The organism is Bradyrhizobium sp. P5_C12, from assembly GCF_054049735.1.
The window spans coordinates 152234-167637 of the sequence record NZ_JBFULU010000008.1 but is presented as its reverse complement, the minus strand read 5'-3'; the positions used below and the strand labels follow the sequence as shown (position 1 = coordinate 167637).

Genomic DNA, 15404 nt, shown 5'->3' with positions numbered 1-15404 from the left:
CATGCAGGACGAACCGACACCAACCGAGCTGACCAAATCGGTCGCCGATTTCCTCCGCAATGACATCGCGCCGCTGATCTCTGGCCACCAGGCCTTCAAGCTCCGCGTCGCCATCAATATGCTCGACCTGGTGACGCGGCAGTTGACGCTGGAGGAGGGGAGCGATGCCAAGGAGGTCGAGAGGCTGCGCGCGCTGCTTGGGATCGACGGCTCGGTGACGGAGCTCAACGCAGCACTCGCCGACCGCATCGCCAAGGGCGAGGTCGATCTGACAACGCCGGGCTTGGCCGAGCATCTGTGGGCGACCACGATGGACAAGCTCGCGGTGGATCAGCCGAATTACGCGTCGTACAAGCGGGAGTTGGGGCGAGGCGGGTAGGCGATACCCCATCCCCATAGTCGTCCCGGCGAAGGCCGGGACCCATACCGCGTGATCTATCAATCGTGCGAAGTCGTCGTTCCGAACGACGAGTCTTCGCCAAACGTCTCCCTGTGGCTATGGGTCCCGGCCTTCGCCGGGACGACTCGAGGAAAGAGTCGTTGCGCACAACACGTCGCGGTGCGCTGCGGAGACAGCCCTACTTCCCCAGCCATTTCGGCGGCCGCTTCTCGGAAAACGCCTTCGGGCCCTCGACGTAGTCCTGCGAGGCCACCATCGCCTTCACCGCCGGATATTCCCGCTGCTCCTCGATCGCCTGCTCCAGCGAGACGGCAAGGCCCTTCTGGATGGTCTGCTTCGACGCCCGGATCGACATCGGCGAGTTCTTGGTGATCAGCTCCGCCCAGCGTAGCGCCGCCGTCAGCGCCTCGCCCTGCGGCACCACCTCGTTGACGAAGCCGAGCTCGAGCCCCTCCTTGGCGCTGACATGGCGCGCGGTGAGGATCATGCCCATGGCGCGCTTGAGCCCGATCTGCCGCGGCAGCCGGTGCAGGCCGCCGGCGAGCGCGGCGAGCCCGACGCGCGGCTCGGGCAGGGCGAAGGTGGCGTTTTCCGAGGCGATGATCAGGTCGCAGGCGAGCGCGATCTCGAAACCACCGCCCATCGCGACGCCGTTCACGGCGGCGATGATCGGCTTGTCGCAGTCGAATCGCGAGGTGAGGCCGGCAAAGCCGCCCTTGTCCCAGCCGCGCTTTCCCCCCGCCGCCTGCCACTTCAGATCGTTGCCGGCGCAGAACGCCTTGTCGCCGCTACCTGTGACGATCGCGATCCACTGCTCGGGGTCGGCGGAGAAATCGTCAAACACCTTGTTGAGCTCGAAATGCGCGTCGGTGTGCAGCGCGTTGTAGACCTCGGGCCGTGACAGCGTGACGATGGTGATCGGCCCCTTGCGTTCGACCTTTGAGAATTTCAGCTCCATTGCGCGCTCCCGCATTTTCTCGTGAAGGAATATTGCTGTCATACTAGCGCGCGCAAGCGCTGGAGCACCATCGAATTGCGCGGGCGCGCCTTGCGCAGCCGGCACGCCTCGGCTTGCTTGACTTGCGCGCGCTCTTCTCACCTTAATCGCGCGAAGCAAGAAGCGCGGTTAGCGCCTTAACGCAAAACGAAAAATCAGTCCGGGAGAGAGCCGTGGATTTCTCATTGCCTGCCGATCTCGTCGCCTATCTCGGAGAGCTCGACCGTTTCATCGAACGCGAGATCAAGCCGCTGGAGGCGGTCGACGACAACATCCGCTTCTTCGATCATCGCCGCGAATGGGCGCGCACCGATTTCGAGAACGGCGGCCTGCCGCGTCACGAGTGGGAGGGCCTGCTGCGCAAGGCCAAGGATCTCGCGGACGCCGCCGGTCACCTCCGCTTTCCGGTGCCGAAACAATATGGCGGCAAGGACGGCTCCAATCTCTGGATGGCGGTGATCCGTGAGCATTTTGCCGCCAAGGGCCTTGGCCTGCACAACGACCTCCAGAACGAGCATTCCATTGTCGGCAATTTCCCGGTCGTCACCATGCTCGACCGCTACGGCCGCGACGACCAGAAGGCGATGATCGACGGCTCGATCAAGGGCAAATACCGCATCACCTTTGGTTTGACCGAGCCGAACCACGGCTCGGACGCCACCCACATGGAGACGCGCGCGGTGCCGGCGACCCGCGACAACGTCAAGGGCTGGATCATCAACGGCGAGAAGATGTGGACGACGGGTATGCACGTCGCCACGCATTGCGCACTGTTCGCGCGCACCTCGGGCAACGACGGCGATGCGCGCGGCATCACCTGCTTCCTGGTGCYGGCCAAGAGCCACGGCGTCAAGGTCGAGGAGTACATGTGGACCTTCAACATGCCGACCGATCACCCGCGCGTCAGTTTCACCGACGTATTCGTGCCTGAGGATGCGCTGTTCGGCGAAGTCGGCCGCGGCCTGTCGCTGGCACAGTGTTTTGTCCACCAGAACCGCATCCGCCAGGCGGCGAGCTCGCTCGGTGCCGCCGTCTATTGCATCAACGAGAGCGTCAAATATGCGCGGGAGCGAAAGCCGTTCGGCAAGGCGCTTGCCGAGAACCAGGCGATCCAGTTCCCGCTGGTCGAGCTTGCGACCCAGGCCGAGATGCTGCGCCTGTTGATCCGCAAGACCGCCTGGGAGATGGACAAGCTCACCGAGGAGCAGATCGAGCGCACGCTCTCCGACCGCGTCTCGATGTGCAACTACTGGGCAAACCGCCTCTGCTGCGAATCCGCCGACCGCGCCATGCAGGTCCACGGCGGCATGGGCTACTCACGCCACAAGCCGTTCGAGCATATCTACCGGCATCATCGGAGGTATCGCATCACGGAGGGCAGTGAGGAGATCCAGATGCGGAAAGTGGCGGGGTTTTTGTTCGGGTATATGGGGCCGGGGAAGCATTAGCCGTTACGCGATATCTTTCCGCGAGTCGTCCCGGCGAAGGCCGGGACCCATAACCACGAAACGCAATTTGGCGAAGACAGGTCATTGCCAATCTTCGCCAAACCACGCTCGGTGGCTATGGGTCCCGGCCTTCGCCGGGACGACGATGTGGATAGAGCAGGCCTAATTCACCCTCCTATCCTTCCCCGCCCAATACGGCTCGCGTAATTGCCGCCGCAATATCTTGCCGCTCGGATTCCGCGGCAGCGCCGGCAGGAACTCCACGCTCTTCGGCGTCTTGAACCCTGCGATGCGTTCGCGGGTGAAGTTGATGATGTCGGTGGCGCTGGCCTGCTTGCCGGGTTTCATGACCACCACCGCCTTCACGGCCTCGCCCCACTTGTCGTCGGGCACGCCGATCACGGCGGCCTCCGCGACATCAGGGTGATCGCACAGCGCGCTCTCGACCTCGGCCGGGTAGATGTTCTCGCCGCCGGAGATGATCATGTCCTTGATGCGGTCGTGGATGTAGAGATAGCCGTCCTCGTCCATATAGCCGGCATCGCCCGTGCGCAGCCAGCCGTCGCCGCGTAGCGTCGCGGCGGTCGCCTCCGGCAAATTCCAGTAGCCCGCCATGTTGGAGCCTGAGCGCGTCGCGATCTCGCCGACCTGGCGCGGCGGCAGCGGCTTGCCGTCCGCATCCAGAATGGCGATCTCGACACCGGGCAACGCCTTGCCGGCCGAGCGCATCCGCTCCAGCCCTTCGATATGGTCCTCCGGCGGCAGCGCGACGATGGTGCCTGTCGTCTCGGTCATGCCGTACATCTGCACGAAGCCGCATTTGAAGACCTCGATGCACTCCTTCAGCAGCGCTGCCGGAATCGGCGAGGCGCCGTACAGCATGTATTTCAATCGTGAAAAGTCGACCGTCCTGGCGCGGGGCTGCCGCACCACGAACTGCATCGCCGCCGGCACCATGAACAGCTTTGTGATGCCGGACTGCTCGAAGAAATCCAGCACCTTGGTCGGATCGAACTCGCGCGCGATCACGCCGCGGGCGCCATGATAGAGCCCCATCACGCCCCAGCCGGAGCCGCCGATATGAAAGATCGGCATCGCGACCAGCGACACGTCATCGGTCGACCACCGGTTCCACTCCGGCTTGTCCGCGGCATTGCCRGTCTGCACCAGATTGAGGAAGTTCGCATGCGACAGCATCGCGCCCTTCGGCTTGCCGGTGGTGCCGGAGGTGTAGAGCTGGATCGCGATGTCATGGGTAGCGATCGGGACCCTGGGATCGTCGCCGCTTTGCGCGTCGCGCCAGGCCGCAAAATCCTGCCATTCCGGCGCGCCGCCTTCGCTGGTGATGACGGTGCGCACACGCGGCAGCTTGTCCTTGATCTGCGAGACCAGTGTGATGAACTCCGGGCCTGCGAACAGCACCGGCGCCCTGCAATCCGCGACGATGAAGGCGACCTCGGGCGCCGCAAGCCGCCAGTTCACCGGCGCCATCACCGCGCCGGCCTTCATCGCGCCCATCAGCAGCTCGAAATAGATGTCGCTGTTCTTGCCGAGATAGGCGATGCGCTCGCCCTTCGTCACGCCGATCGCGATCAGCGCATTCGCGACTTTGCTGGTCTTGACGTCGAATTCGGCAAAGCTGGTGGCGCGCCCTTCGAATTCATAGGCGATGGCACTGCCGCGACTCTTCGCGCGCTCGCGCACCATGTCGGCGAGGTTCGCCAATGGCTGTGTGGACATGTTTCTCCCGTGACGTCTTTGTTTTTATGCCGCGGAGTGTGGCGTCATCCGCGGGTGAAGACAAGATGGGAGGAGGGGAGCATCACTGCTTCAATATCGTCGTCCCGGCGCAGGCCGGGACCCATAACCACAAGACGCAATTTTGCGAAGATCGGTCATTGCTAGTCTTCGCCACATGACGTTCGGTGGCTATGGGTCCCGGCCTGCGCCGGGACGACAATAATCTACCCCCGCTTGGCCCGGTCCTTCTCGTTCTGGGCCATGATGCTCTCGCGCGCGGTTTTCCAGTCGTCGTCGCTCCAGTCGCGGAGCTGGTAGAAATTGCCGCCCATGGCGAGCGCCTGCGCGCCGTCCATGGCGATGGTCTCGCCGGAGATCCAGTCGCAGCCGCCGGAGATCAGGAACACGGCGACGTTCTGCAATTCCTCCATGGTGCCGACGCGGCCCATCGGGTTCATCGCCTTGGTGCGGGCGCCGGCCTCGTCGCCCGGCTTGATGCGCTTGCTCATGCCCTCGGTCGGGATCTCACCCGGCGCGATGGTGTTGAGGCGGATGCCGTAACGGCCCCATTCGGTCGCAAGCGACATCGTCATGGCGTGGATCGCCGATTTGCTCATCGCCGACGGCACGACATAGGGCGAGCCGTTGCGCACCCATGTGGTGGTGATCGACACGACATTGCCGGGCTGCTTCAAGGCGATCCAGCGCTTGCCGACCGCATGCGTCACATAGAACGTGCCGTGCATGACGATGTTGGCGACCGCGTCGAAGCCGCGCGGCGACAGCTCCTCGCTGCGCGAGATGAAATTGCCGGCGGCGTTGTTGATGAGATCGGTGAGGGGGCCGTCGCGAAAGATGGTCTCGATCATCTCCTCGACAGCGAGTGCGTTGCGGATGTCGACACCATGGCTGGTGACGCGGCCGCCATACTGATCCATCAATTCGGTCGCGGTCTCATCGCAGACGATCTTGCGCCGGCCGCAGATGTGCACCTCGGCGCCGAGCTGGAGGAAGCGCGCCGCCATCGCCTTGCCGAGCCCGGTGCCGCCGCCGGTCACGAGGATACGCCGGCCGGCCAGAAGATTTTCCTTGAACATGGCTGTTTCCCCTGTAGCGATTGTCAGTTAATTGGTCGATTGACTAAATCCGGCCGCCGTCTTCCTGTAAAGCGGCAACCGGTCAAGAATAGGGGAGAATTCATCCATGGAAGAGCGCGTCTCGATTTCGATCTCGGACGGCGTCGCGGATGTCCGCCTGGTGCGGGGGGACAAGATGAACGCGCTCGATCAGGCCATGTTCGACGCCCTTGTTGCCGCAACCGACCGGCTTTCGAAGGAGAAAGGCGTGCGCGTTGTGGTCCTGTCCGGCGAGGGCCGGGCCTTCTGCGCCGGTCTCGACATGGGCCGTTTTGCCGCGATGAAGGACAAGGGCGGCAACGGAATTCCGGGTGGCGAAAATCGCGACCTCACCGCGCGGACGCACGGTCAGGCGAATTTTCCGCAACAGGCGGTGTGGGGCTGGCGCCAGCTTCCGGTTCCGGTGATTGCGGCCGTGCACGGCGTCGCTTTCGGCGGCGGCTTCCAGCTCGCGCTTGGCGCCGACATGCGGTTTCTCGCACCCGATGCGCGGATGTCGGTGATGGAGATCAAATGGGGCCTCGTGCCCGATATGGCGGGTACGCCGATCCTGGCAAGCCTCGTGCGCGACGACATCCTGCGCGATCTCACCTACACCGGGCGCATCTTTTCCGCGCAGGAGGCGTTGAGCTATGGCCTCGCCACGCGCATCTGCGATGATCCGCGTGCCGCGGCGCTCGACGTCGCACGCGAGATCGCCGGCAAGAGCCCCGATGCGATCCGCGCTGCGAAGCGTCTGCTGAACAATCTCTCGGTCGATCCCGGTCCGGCGCTGCTCGCCGAATCCGTCGAGCAGCAGAAGCTGATCGGCAGTGCGAACCAGACCGAGGCCGTGCGTGCCAATCTGGAAAAGCGCGCGCCGAAGTTTGCGGATTGACTGCCAGTCGTTCCGGGATGGTCCGAAGGACCAGACCCGGAACCTAGAGATTCCGGGCTCGGCTCTTCGAGCCGCCCCGGAATGACGGCAACGAACACCACCACAAGAAGAAAAACAACAATGAGCGAAACGTCAGAATTCCTCGGCATCGTCTCCGGCGAGCGTCGCCGCGCCCATGGCGAGGTCGCCAACCGCGCCGACCGCATCGCAACCGGCCTCGCCAAAATCGGCGTCAGGCAGGGCGATTGCGTCTGCATGCTGATGCGCAACGACATCGCCTTTCTGGAGGCTGCCTACGCGGCGATGCGGCTCGGGGCCTATGGCGTGCCGGTCAACTGGCACTTCAAGCCGGAGGAGATCAACTACATCCTGAAGGACACCGGCACCTCCGTGCTGATCGGCCATGCCGACATGCTGCACGGCCTGCGCGATGCGATCCCCGAGGGCGTCACCGTGCTCAGCGTGCCGACGCCGCCGGAAATCCTGAAAAACTACAGGATCGATCCGGATCATTTGAAGACGCCGGACTTCGCGATCGATTTCGAGTCCTGGCTCGCGCCATTCCAGCCCTATGACGGCCCGGTGGTGCCTCAGCCCATGAACATGATCTACACCTCCGGCACGACCGGCCACCCCAAGGGCGTGCGCCGCAACGCACCGACGCCGGATCAGGCGGCGGCCGGCGAACGCATGCGCGCGATGATCTACGGGCTGAAGCCCGGCGCCCGCGCGATCCTGCCGGGCCCGCTTTATCACTCCGCGCCGAACTCGTTCGGCATCCGCGCCGGAAAGCTCGACGGCGCGCTGGTGCTGATGCCGCGCTTCGAGGCGGAAGAGTTTCTCGAGCTGATCGAGCGCTACAAGATCGACACCATCTTCATGGTGCCGACCATGTTCATCCGCCTGATGAAGCTGCCGGAGGCGGTGCGCAGAAAATAYGACGTCTCGTCGCTGCGCCACATCATCCACGCCGCGGCGCCGTGCCCGGCCGACGTCAAGCGCGCCATGATCGAGTGGTGGGGGCCGGTGATCTACGAATTCTACGGCTCGACCGAATCGAGTGCCGTCACCTTCGCGAACTCCGAGGATGCGCTGAGGAAGCCCGGCACGGTCGGCAGGATCTCGCCGGGCGCCGAACTGCGCTTCCTCAGTGAGGACGGCCGCGTGCTGCCGGCTGGCGAGATCGGCGAGATCTATTCCCGCATGCCCGGGATGGCCGACTTCACCTACCACAACAAGCCGGAGAAGCGCGCCGAGATCGACCGCGACGGGTTCATCACCTCGGGCGACGTCGGCTACATCGACGCAGACGGCTACGTCTTCATCTGCGACCGCAAGCGCGACATGGTGATCTCGGGCGGCGTCAACATCTATCCGGCCGAGATCGAGTCGGTGCTGCACGCCGTGCCCGGCGTGCATGATTGCGCGGTGTTCGGCATCCCCGATGCCGAGTTCGGCGAAGCGCTGATGGCGGTGGTCGAGCCGCAAGCGGGCGTCACGCTCGAGGCAGCCGGCATCCGCGCCCGGCTGAAAACCTCGCTCGCCGACTACAAGGTGCCAAAACACATCGAGATCCGCACCGGGCTGCCGCGCGAAGATTCCGGAAAAATCTTCAAGCGCCGTCTGCGCGATCCCTATTGGGAGCAGGCCGGGCGGAAGATCTGACACCGTGTAGCCCGGGTGAGCGAAGCGATACCCGGGACAACAAGCAGCAAGATCCCGGATGTCGCTTCGCTCATCCGGGCTACGCGTCTCGCATGAAGCTCCGCGACCTCGGCGGTCGTGCTATACAGACGGGGACATTAACTTCCGGATCATCCCATGGCTCCCGTTTCCATCCTGCTCAACCTGCTCTGGATTCTCATCGGCGGTGCCTGGATGGCGCTCGGGTGGCTGGTGGCCTCCGTCATCATGGCCATCACCATCATTGGCCTGCCCTGGGCGCGGGCGGCGTTCAACATCGCCGTCTACACGCTGCTGCCGTTCGGCTCGAAGGCGGTGCGGCGCGACGAGGTCACCGGCATGAGCGATATCGGCACCGGCCCGCTCGGCGTGCTCGGCAATATCGTCTGGTTCGTGCTCGCAGGGTGGTGGCTGGCGCTCGGCCACCTCGTGACCGCGCTGGTCCTCGCGATCACCATCATCGGCATCCCCTTCGCCTGGGCCCATCTGAAGCTCGCCGGCATCGCGCTCTGGCCGATCGGCAAGGTGATCGTGCCGGCCTAGCGCCGGAAAGAGGCGACAGGGCAGGCTTTTGCCGGGGCGACGGCGGAGAGATCGGCCGAGGCCACCGCAAGGGTGCGCCGCCCCCAACTTCATCTTGCGCTGCGGCAAAAAACTTGCACACTCGGCTGAGCCGGGCAGTCAAGCGAGCTCGACAAAGGGAGCGAGCCATGTCCCTCCAGACCGTACCATCCGACACCGCCGACCAGCGCTCCAACCGCCCCGAGGACGTCCAGGCGCTGGAGGCGGATGCGCGGCTGCGCGACGACATCCGCCTGCTCGGCCGCATCCTGGGCGACACGGTGCGCGACCAGGAGGGGGCGGACGTGTTCGACCTGGTCGAGCGCATCCGGCAGACCTCGATCCGGTTCCACCGCGACGAGGACCGGCTCGCCCGCCGCGAGCTCGAGCAGATCCTCGACAGCATGTCGACCTCCGAGACGGTGCGGATCGTCCGCGCCTTCAGCTATTTCTCCCACCTCGCCAACATCGCCGAGGACCAGAACAACATCCGCCAGATGCGCGCCCGCAGCGCCGCCAAAGAGACTGGATCGCGCGGCGGCTCCGGCGTGCTGGCGGAAACGCTGGGCCACGCCAAGGCCGCGGGCATCAGTGCCGACGAGCTGCGCCGCTTCTTCAAGGACGCCCTCGTCAGCCCGGTCCTGACCGCGCACCCGACCGAGGTCCGCCGCAAGAGCACCATGGACCGCGAGATGGAGGTTGCCGCACTGCTCGACCGCCGCGAGCGGGTCGCGCTGACTGCGGACGAGGCCGCCGCCAGCGACGAGCAGCTCCGCCGCGAGGTGCTGACGCTGTGGCAGACCAATCTCTTGCGCCGGACCAAGCTCACCGTGCTCGACGAGGTCGCCAACGGCCTGTCGTTCTACGACTACACCTTCCTCCGCGAGGTGCCGCGGCTGGTCAACGTGCTGGAAGACCGGCTGGAGGAGGGCGGCGAGCAGGCGGCCGGCGAGCTCGCCTCGTTCCTGCGCATGGGAAGCTGGATCGGTGGCGACCGCGATGGCAATCCCTTCGTCACCGCCGACGTCATGCGCGGCACGCTGCGGCTGCAGTCGAGCCGGGTGATGCAGTTCTATCTCAACGAGCTGCACGTGCTCGGCGCGGAATTGTCGATCGCGGCGCATCTCGCCGATGTCTCCGAGGAGCTACGCACGCTGGCGGAGCGCTCGCCGGATACCTCGCCGCACCGGAGCGGCGAACCCTATCGCCTGGCGGTGTCCGGCATCTATGCGCGCCTTGCGGCGACGGCCGAAAAGCTCCAGGTCGAGATCACCCGCCGGCCCGTCGGCAAGGGCGCGCCCTATGAGAGCGTCAAGGAGCTCCAGGCCGATCTCGACGTGCTGCACCGTTCGCTGATCTCGAACAACGCCCGCGTCATCGCCCGCGGCCGGCTGCGGCTGCTGCGGCGCGCGGTGGACTGCTTCGGCTTCCACCTGGCGCGGCTCGACATCCGCCAGAACTCCGCAGTGCACGAGCGCACCATTGCCGAGCTGATGGACGCCGCCAACCCCGGAACGTCCTATCTCGCGCTCGGCGAGGATGCGCGCATTTCGCTGCTGACCAACGAATTGCGCAGCACGCGCTCGCTGGTCTCGCCGTTCGTCAAATACAGCGACGAGACCATGGGCGAGCTCAACGTCTTCCATGCCGCCGCGGAGGCACATGCGAAGTTCGGCTCGGACGCCATCCACCAATGCATCATCTCGATGTGCAAGGGCATGTCCGACATGCTCGAGGTCGCGGTGCTCTTGAAGGAGGTCGGCCTGGTCCATCCCTCCGGCCGCAGCGCCATCAACATCGTGCCGCTGTTCGAGACCATCGAGGATCTGCAGGCGTCAAGCGGCATCATGGACCGCATGCTGTCGCTGCACGATTACCGCCGCCTCGTCGACAGCCGCGGCAGCGTGCAGGAGGTCATGCTCGGCTATTCCGACAGCAACAAGGATGGCGGCTTCGTCACCTCGGGCTGGGAGCTCTACAAGGCCGAGATCGGCCTTGTCGAAGTGTTCGAGCGCCATCACGTGCGCCTGCGGCTGTTCCACGGCCGCGGCGGCTCGGTCGGCCGTGGCGGCGGTCCGAGCTATGATGCCATCATCGCCCAGCCCGGCGGCGCGGTGAACGGCCAGATCCGCATCACCGAGCAGGGCGAGATCATCTCGTCGAAATATTCCAACGCCGAGGTCGGCCGCAACAATCTGGAGATTCTTGCGGCTGCGACGCTGGAGGCGAGCCTGCTGCACCCGCGTCAGAGCGCGCCGCGCCGCGAATATCTGACCGCGATGGACGAGCTTTCAAATCTCGCCTTCAAGGCCTATCGCGGCCTCGTCTACGAGACCGACGGCTTCGTCGATTATTTCTGGGAATCCACCGTCATCAACGAGATCGCGACGCTCAACATCGGCAGCCGCCCGGCCTCGCGCAAGAAGACCCGCGCGATCGAGGATTTGCGCGCGATCCCCTGGGTGTTCTCCTGGGCGCAGTGCCGCCTGATGCTGCCGGGCTGGTACGGCTTTGGCAGCGCGGTCGAGCAATGGATCGCGGAGCATCCCGACAAGGGCATGCCGTTCCTGAAAGAGCTCTACCAGGAATGGCCGTTCTTCCGCATGCTGTTGTCGAACATGGACATGGTGCTCGCCAAGAGCTCGATCGCGATCGCCTCGCGCTATGCCGAGCTGGTGCCCGATGAGGCGCTGCGCGAAAAAATCTTCGGCCGCATTCGCCGCGAATGGCATTCCTGCATCGAGACGCTGCTCGACATCATGGGCCAGGACCGGCTGCTGCAGGGCAACCCGCTGCTGGAGCGCTCGGTGCGCCACCGCTTCCCCTATCTCGATCCGCTCAACCACGTTCAGGTCGAGTTGCTCAAGGCGCACCGCGCACAGAACCCCGACGAGCAGGTGCTGCGCGGGATTCAGCTCACCATCAACGGCATCTCGGCGGGGTTGAGGAATACGGGGTGATCCTATTCCGTCGTTCCGGGGCGCCCGAAGGGCGAACCCGGAACCTCGAGATTCTCAGGTGCGCAATTGCGCACCTTAGTTCGGCTCTACGAGCCGCCCCGGAATGACGGTGCCCATTTCAACAGAAATGCGCCCCCTGCGTCTCCACATAGACCGCATACAGCGACTGGCTCGCGGTCATGAACAGGCGGTTGCGCTTCCTGCCGCCGAAGCAGACATTGGCGCAGGTTTCGGGCAGCAGGATTTGCCCGATGCGCGCGCCGTCGTTCGGTGCGAACACCTGGACGCCGTCATAGCCGGGTCCGACCCAGCCGGCGCCGACCCAGATATTGCCCTCGGTGTCGACGCGCAGGCCGTCGGGGAAGCCGGACTTGCCGTCGAGCTTCATGTCGATCAGCCGCTTCGGGTTCGACAGCTTCGCCCCGTCGATGTCGTAGGACCACACCACGTTCTCCGCTTGCGGATAATGCGTGATGCCGGTGTCGCAGACATAGAGCTTCTTGTAGTCGTGGCTGAAGGCGATGCCGTTCGGCTTGAACGGCTCATCCGCAACCTTCGCGACCTGCCCGGTCTGCGTATCCAGGCGATAGACGGCTTCCTTCTGGTGGGGCTGGAGCGAGCCAGTGTTGGCCAGCTTGCCCTCATAGATGCTGATCGCGCCATAGCCGGGATCGGTGAACCAGATCGCCTTGTCGTTGGGATGCACGACCATGTCGTTGGGGCCGTTGAGCGGCTTGCCGCCCGCCTGCTCCGCCAGCGTCGTGACCGAGCCGTCGTGCTCGTAGCGGACGAGGCGGGTGCGCTCGGCGCTGATCTGGCGTCCCTCGGTGTCGAACGAATTGCCGTTGGCCTCGTTCGACGGCTTGTGGAACTGCTCGGAGATGTGGCCGTCGTCGTCGAGGTAGCGCAGCTGCCGGTTGGCCGGGATGTCGCTCCAGACGAGATACTGCCCCTGCGCATTCCAGGCCGGTCCCTCCGCCCACAGGCAGCCGGTGTAGAGCCGCTTGATCGCGGTGTTGCCGACCTTGGCCTTGAAGCGCTTGGGGTCGATGGCGATGATGTCGGGGTCGGGATAGCGCTGCGGCTCGGCGCTGGCACCGAAGTCGCGGGCGTCGGCGGCCTGCGAGGCGAGGACGGTGGATGCGGCGACCGCCGCCGCGCCCTTGAGCAGATCGCGGCGGCCGAGGCCGCGTTCCGTTGCAGTCGTGTCGTTGGGGTTGGTCAGTATTCTTGTCATGGTTTCCTCCCAAAGTTTTGTTGGGAGGACACCATCCGCCTGCAATCGGGCGTAAAGCGGGGCGATCTCTGATCGAGACAACCAGAGATCGCAGGGCAGGGATGCCGGAAATGCGGCTAGACGGGATCGTTACACCGGATCCCAGGGGAAGATGTCGGCTGAGCGGTCGAGCTTGTAGAACGAGCCCTTCAGCGCCGGCATGCCGTGCTCGGCGATCGATTGCGGCGTCCAGCCTTCGCTTCGATGCACCGAGCGCAGCGGGCGGTTCTGGCTGAACAGGAACAGCTCGTTCATGCGCGCGCCGAAGATTTGCCCGCTGACGTCCTTGGCGGCATCGGAGAGCAGATAGGCGCAGACCGGCGCGATCTTCTCCGGCCCCATCTGCTTGATCTTCTCGACGCGCGCCTTCTCGGCCTCGGTCTCGGTCGGGATGGTGCCGATCATCCGGGTCCAGGCGAACGGCGAGACGCAATTGGAGCGGACGTTGAAGCGGCCCATGTCGAGCGCGATCGATTTCGACAGGCCGACGATGCCGAGCTTGGCGGCGGCGTAGTTGGCCTGGCCGAAGTTGCCGATCAGGCCCGAGGTCGAGGTGAAGTGCACGAAGGAGCCCGACTCCTGCTCGCGGAAAATCCGCGCGGCGGCGTGGCTGACGTAGAACGAGCCCATCAAATGCACCTTGATGACGGCCTCGAAGGCCTCCACGCTCATCTTGTGGAAGATCATGTCGCGCAAAATGCCGGCATTGTTGACGACGCCGTCGAGCCGGCCGAAATGATCGGTCGCGGTCTTGACGATCTTGCTGGCGGGGATCGCTTCCGCCACCGATTCGAAATTGGCGACCGCCGCGCCGCCGCGCTTCTTGATCTCCTCGACCACCTCCTCGGCGGGAGAAGCGCTCGACCCGGCACCGTCGGCGGCGACGCCGGGATCGTTGACGACGACCTTGGCGCCTTCCGCCGCGCACAGCAGCGCAATCTCCCGCCCGATGCCGCGGCCTGCGCCGGTGACGATAATGACCTTGTCTTGCAGTGATTTGCTCATGTGGGTTCTCCGCTATGCGTTCCGGCGTTTCTTACCTCGCCCCGCTTGCGGGGAGAGGTCGGATCGCATCGAAGATGCGATCCGGGTGAGGGGGACTCTCCGCGAGTCCAGTGCGTGGAGGCAGCCCCTCACCCCGACCCTCTCCCCGTAAGAACGGGGAGAGGGAGGGCGGGCGCTCGCTACCTCTCGTTCGTAAACACGATCGTGCCACTTGCCGCGAACATGCCGCCGACGCCGTGACACACTGAAATCTTCGCGTTGGCGACCTGCGCCGGCGCGATGCCGCGCATCTGCCGCACGCTTTCCTGCAGCGCGTACATGCCGTACATGCCCGAATGCATGTAGGACAGGCCGCCGCCATTGGTATTGAGCGGCAGCTTAGCCCCGGGCCGCGTGTTGCCGTCGGCGATGAACTTTCCGGTCTCCTCGTGCGGCATGAAGCCGAGATCGCCGAGGCCGAACAGCGGCAGATGCGCAAAGGCGTCGTAGATCATGAGATGGTCAACGTCCTTGTGCGCGATGCCGGCCTCCTTGAAGGCGAGGGGCCCGGCGGTCTTGAACGCGCGCGAGGAATTGAAGGTCTCCATCTGGCTGACCATCGGCGTTTCCACGCTCTCGCCGGTGCCCATGATGTAGACCGGCTTCCTCGGAAAATCCCTGGCGCGGTCGGCCGAGGTCAGGATCAGCGCGCCGCCGCCGTCGGTGACGAGGCAGCACTGCAGCAGCCGGAACGGATAGGCGATCATGCGCGAGTTGAGGACGTCCGCGACCGTGATCGGGTCCTTCATCATGGCGCGCGGATTCTTCGCCGCCCATTCCCGCTGCACCACCGCGACCGAGGCGAGCTGCTCGTGGGTGATGCCGTAGGTCTTCATGAAGCGCAGCACGGGGATCGGGAACATGCTCGGCGGGCCGTAGACGCCGTAGGGCGCCTCGAACTGGCCTTGCAGGCTGTCGGCCGGAATCGAGCGCGGCGCCTTGCCGATCATCGACTTGCCGCTCTCGGCATGGGTGATCAGCACGGTCTTGCACAGGCCGGCCTCGATCGCCGCGGCGGCATGGCGAACGTGCAGCATGAACGAGCAGCCGCCCACCGAGGTGCCGTCCACCCATGTCGGCTTGATGCCGAGATAATGGCAGACCTGCTGCGGCGTCTCCACCGCGGTGGCAAAGCCGTCGATGTCGGAGAGTTTCAGTCCGGCGTCGGCGATGGCATTGAGGGCCGCGTCCGCGTGAAGCTGGAGCTGCGACATGTTGGGGATGACGCCGAGCTCGGTGGTCTCGGCCGCGCCGACGACGGCAACCTGGTTGCTGCGCATGG

At 65.0% G+C, this 15404-nt stretch carries 12 protein-coding genes; 6 read left to right on the top strand and 6 right to left on the bottom strand.

Features of this window, described 5'->3' with window-relative positions; translation table 11 throughout:
• The first annotated feature begins 1 nt into the window (after position 1).
• On the top strand, positions 2-379 hold the full coding sequence (locus tag ACXJMY_RS10340) for a DUF6285 domain-containing protein (RefSeq protein ID WP_456619218.1): 378 nt from the start codon (positions 2-4) through the stop codon (positions 377-379).
• Between the two features lie 199 nt (positions 380-578).
• Here ACXJMY_RS10340 and ACXJMY_RS10335 read toward each other — a convergent pair whose 3' ends face one another.
• Positions 579-1358, bottom strand: coding sequence for an enoyl-CoA hydratase-related protein (locus ACXJMY_RS10335; protein WP_456619217.1), 780 nt, complete (start codon positions 1356-1358; stop codon positions 579-581).
• Between the two features lie 212 nt (positions 1359-1570).
• On the opposite strand from ACXJMY_RS10335, the gene ACXJMY_RS10330 reads away from it, so the two are divergent.
• Positions 1571-2845 (top strand): acyl-CoA dehydrogenase family protein, encoded by a 1275-nt coding sequence (locus ACXJMY_RS10330; protein WP_456619216.1) that lies wholly within the window; start codon positions 1571-1573, stop codon positions 2843-2845.
• A gap of 162 nt (positions 2846-3007) precedes the next feature.
• Here the strand turns inward: ACXJMY_RS10330 and ACXJMY_RS10325 are convergent, their stop codons facing one another.
• Together ACXJMY_RS10325 and ACXJMY_RS10320 are read right to left on the bottom strand one after the other, a co-directional pair.
• On the bottom strand, positions 3008-4585 hold the full coding sequence (locus ACXJMY_RS10325) for a fatty acid--CoA ligase (RefSeq protein ID WP_456619215.1): 1578 nt from the start codon (positions 4583-4585) through the stop codon (positions 3008-3010).
• A 224-nt stretch (positions 4586-4809) separates the two neighbouring features.
• The gene (locus ACXJMY_RS10320; protein ID WP_456619214.1) at positions 4810-5682 is read right to left on the bottom strand and encodes an SDR family oxidoreductase; all 873 of its coding nucleotides are present in this window, start codon (positions 5680-5682) and stop codon (positions 4810-4812) included.
• Positions 5683-5788: 106 nt separating this feature from the next.
• Between ACXJMY_RS10320 and ACXJMY_RS10315 the strand changes: the two genes are divergently transcribed.
• From ACXJMY_RS10315 to ppc, 4 genes are all read left to right on the top strand, one after another.
• Positions 5789-6598 carry a crotonase/enoyl-CoA hydratase family protein gene (locus ACXJMY_RS10315; protein ID WP_456619213.1) on the top strand — a complete coding sequence of 270 codons (810 nt, stop codon included), beginning with the start codon at positions 5789-5791 and terminating at the stop codon, positions 6596-6598.
• A gap of 120 nt (positions 6599-6718) precedes the next feature.
• Entirely contained in the window at positions 6719-8263 is a 1545-nt protein-coding gene (locus ACXJMY_RS10310) for an acyl-CoA synthetase (RefSeq protein WP_456619212.1), read from the top strand.
• Positions 8264-8419: 156 nt separating this feature from the next.
• Positions 8420-8824, top strand: coding sequence for a YccF domain-containing protein (locus tag ACXJMY_RS10305; protein ID WP_456619211.1), 405 nt, complete (start codon positions 8420-8422; stop codon positions 8822-8824).
• 167 nt (positions 8825-8991) lie between these two features.
• Complete coding sequence (gene ppc, locus ACXJMY_RS10300) at positions 8992-11802, top strand: phosphoenolpyruvate carboxylase (protein WP_456619210.1); 2811 nt, start codon at positions 8992-8994, stop codon at positions 11800-11802.
• Positions 11803-11920: 118 nt separating this feature from the next.
• On the opposite strand, the gene ACXJMY_RS10295 is transcribed toward ppc, so the two are convergent.
• From ACXJMY_RS10295 to ACXJMY_RS10285, 3 genes are all read right to left on the bottom strand, one after another.
• Positions 11921-13039: an SMP-30/gluconolactonase/LRE family protein gene (locus ACXJMY_RS10295; RefSeq protein ID WP_456619209.1), complete on the bottom strand. Its 1119-nt coding sequence runs from the start codon at positions 13037-13039 to the stop codon at positions 11921-11923.
• Between the two features lie 129 nt (positions 13040-13168).
• Positions 13169-14083, bottom strand: coding sequence for an SDR family oxidoreductase (locus ACXJMY_RS10290; RefSeq protein ID WP_456619208.1), 915 nt, complete (start codon positions 14081-14083; stop codon positions 13169-13171).
• 179 nt (positions 14084-14262) lie between these two features.
• A complete protein-coding gene (locus tag ACXJMY_RS10285; RefSeq protein ID WP_456619207.1) occupies positions 14263-15402 on the bottom strand; it encodes a thiolase C-terminal domain-containing protein in 1140 nt (379 codons plus the stop codon).
• Positions 15403-15404: the final 2 nt, after the last annotated feature.

What these genes read in the sequence shown, in the direction of transcription:
- ACXJMY_RS10340 (WP_456619218.1), top strand. Translation starts at nt 2, where the DNA reads ATGCAGGACGAACCGACACCAACCGAGCTGACCAAATCGGTCGCCGAT.
- ACXJMY_RS10335 (WP_456619217.1), bottom strand. Translation starts at nt 1,358, where the DNA reads ATGGAGCTGAAATTCTCAAAGGTCGAACGCAAGGGGCCGATCACCATC.
- ACXJMY_RS10320 (WP_456619214.1), bottom strand. Translation starts at nt 5,682, where the DNA reads ATGTTCAAGGAAAATCTTCTGGCCGGCCGGCGTATCCTCGTGACCGGC.
- ACXJMY_RS10315 (WP_456619213.1), top strand. Translation starts at nt 5,789, where the DNA reads ATGGAAGAGCGCGTCTCGATTTCGATCTCGGACGGCGTCGCGGATGTC.
- ACXJMY_RS10305 (WP_456619211.1), top strand. Translation starts at nt 8,420, where the DNA reads ATGGCTCCCGTTTCCATCCTGCTCAACCTGCTCTGGATTCTCATCGGC.
- ppc (WP_456619210.1), top strand. Translation starts at nt 8,992, where the DNA reads ATGTCCCTCCAGACCGTACCATCCGACACCGCCGACCAGCGCTCCAAC.
- ACXJMY_RS10295 (WP_456619209.1), bottom strand. Translation starts at nt 13,039, where the DNA reads ATGACAAGAATACTGACCAACCCCAACGACACGACTGCAACGGAACGC.
- ACXJMY_RS10290 (WP_456619208.1), bottom strand. Translation starts at nt 14,083, where the DNA reads ATGAGCAAATCACTGCAAGACAAGGTCATTATCGTCACCGGCGCAGGC.
- ACXJMY_RS10285 (WP_456619207.1), bottom strand. Translation starts at nt 15,402, where the DNA reads ATGCGCAGCAACCAGGTTGCCGTCGTCGGCGCGGCCGAGACCACCGAG.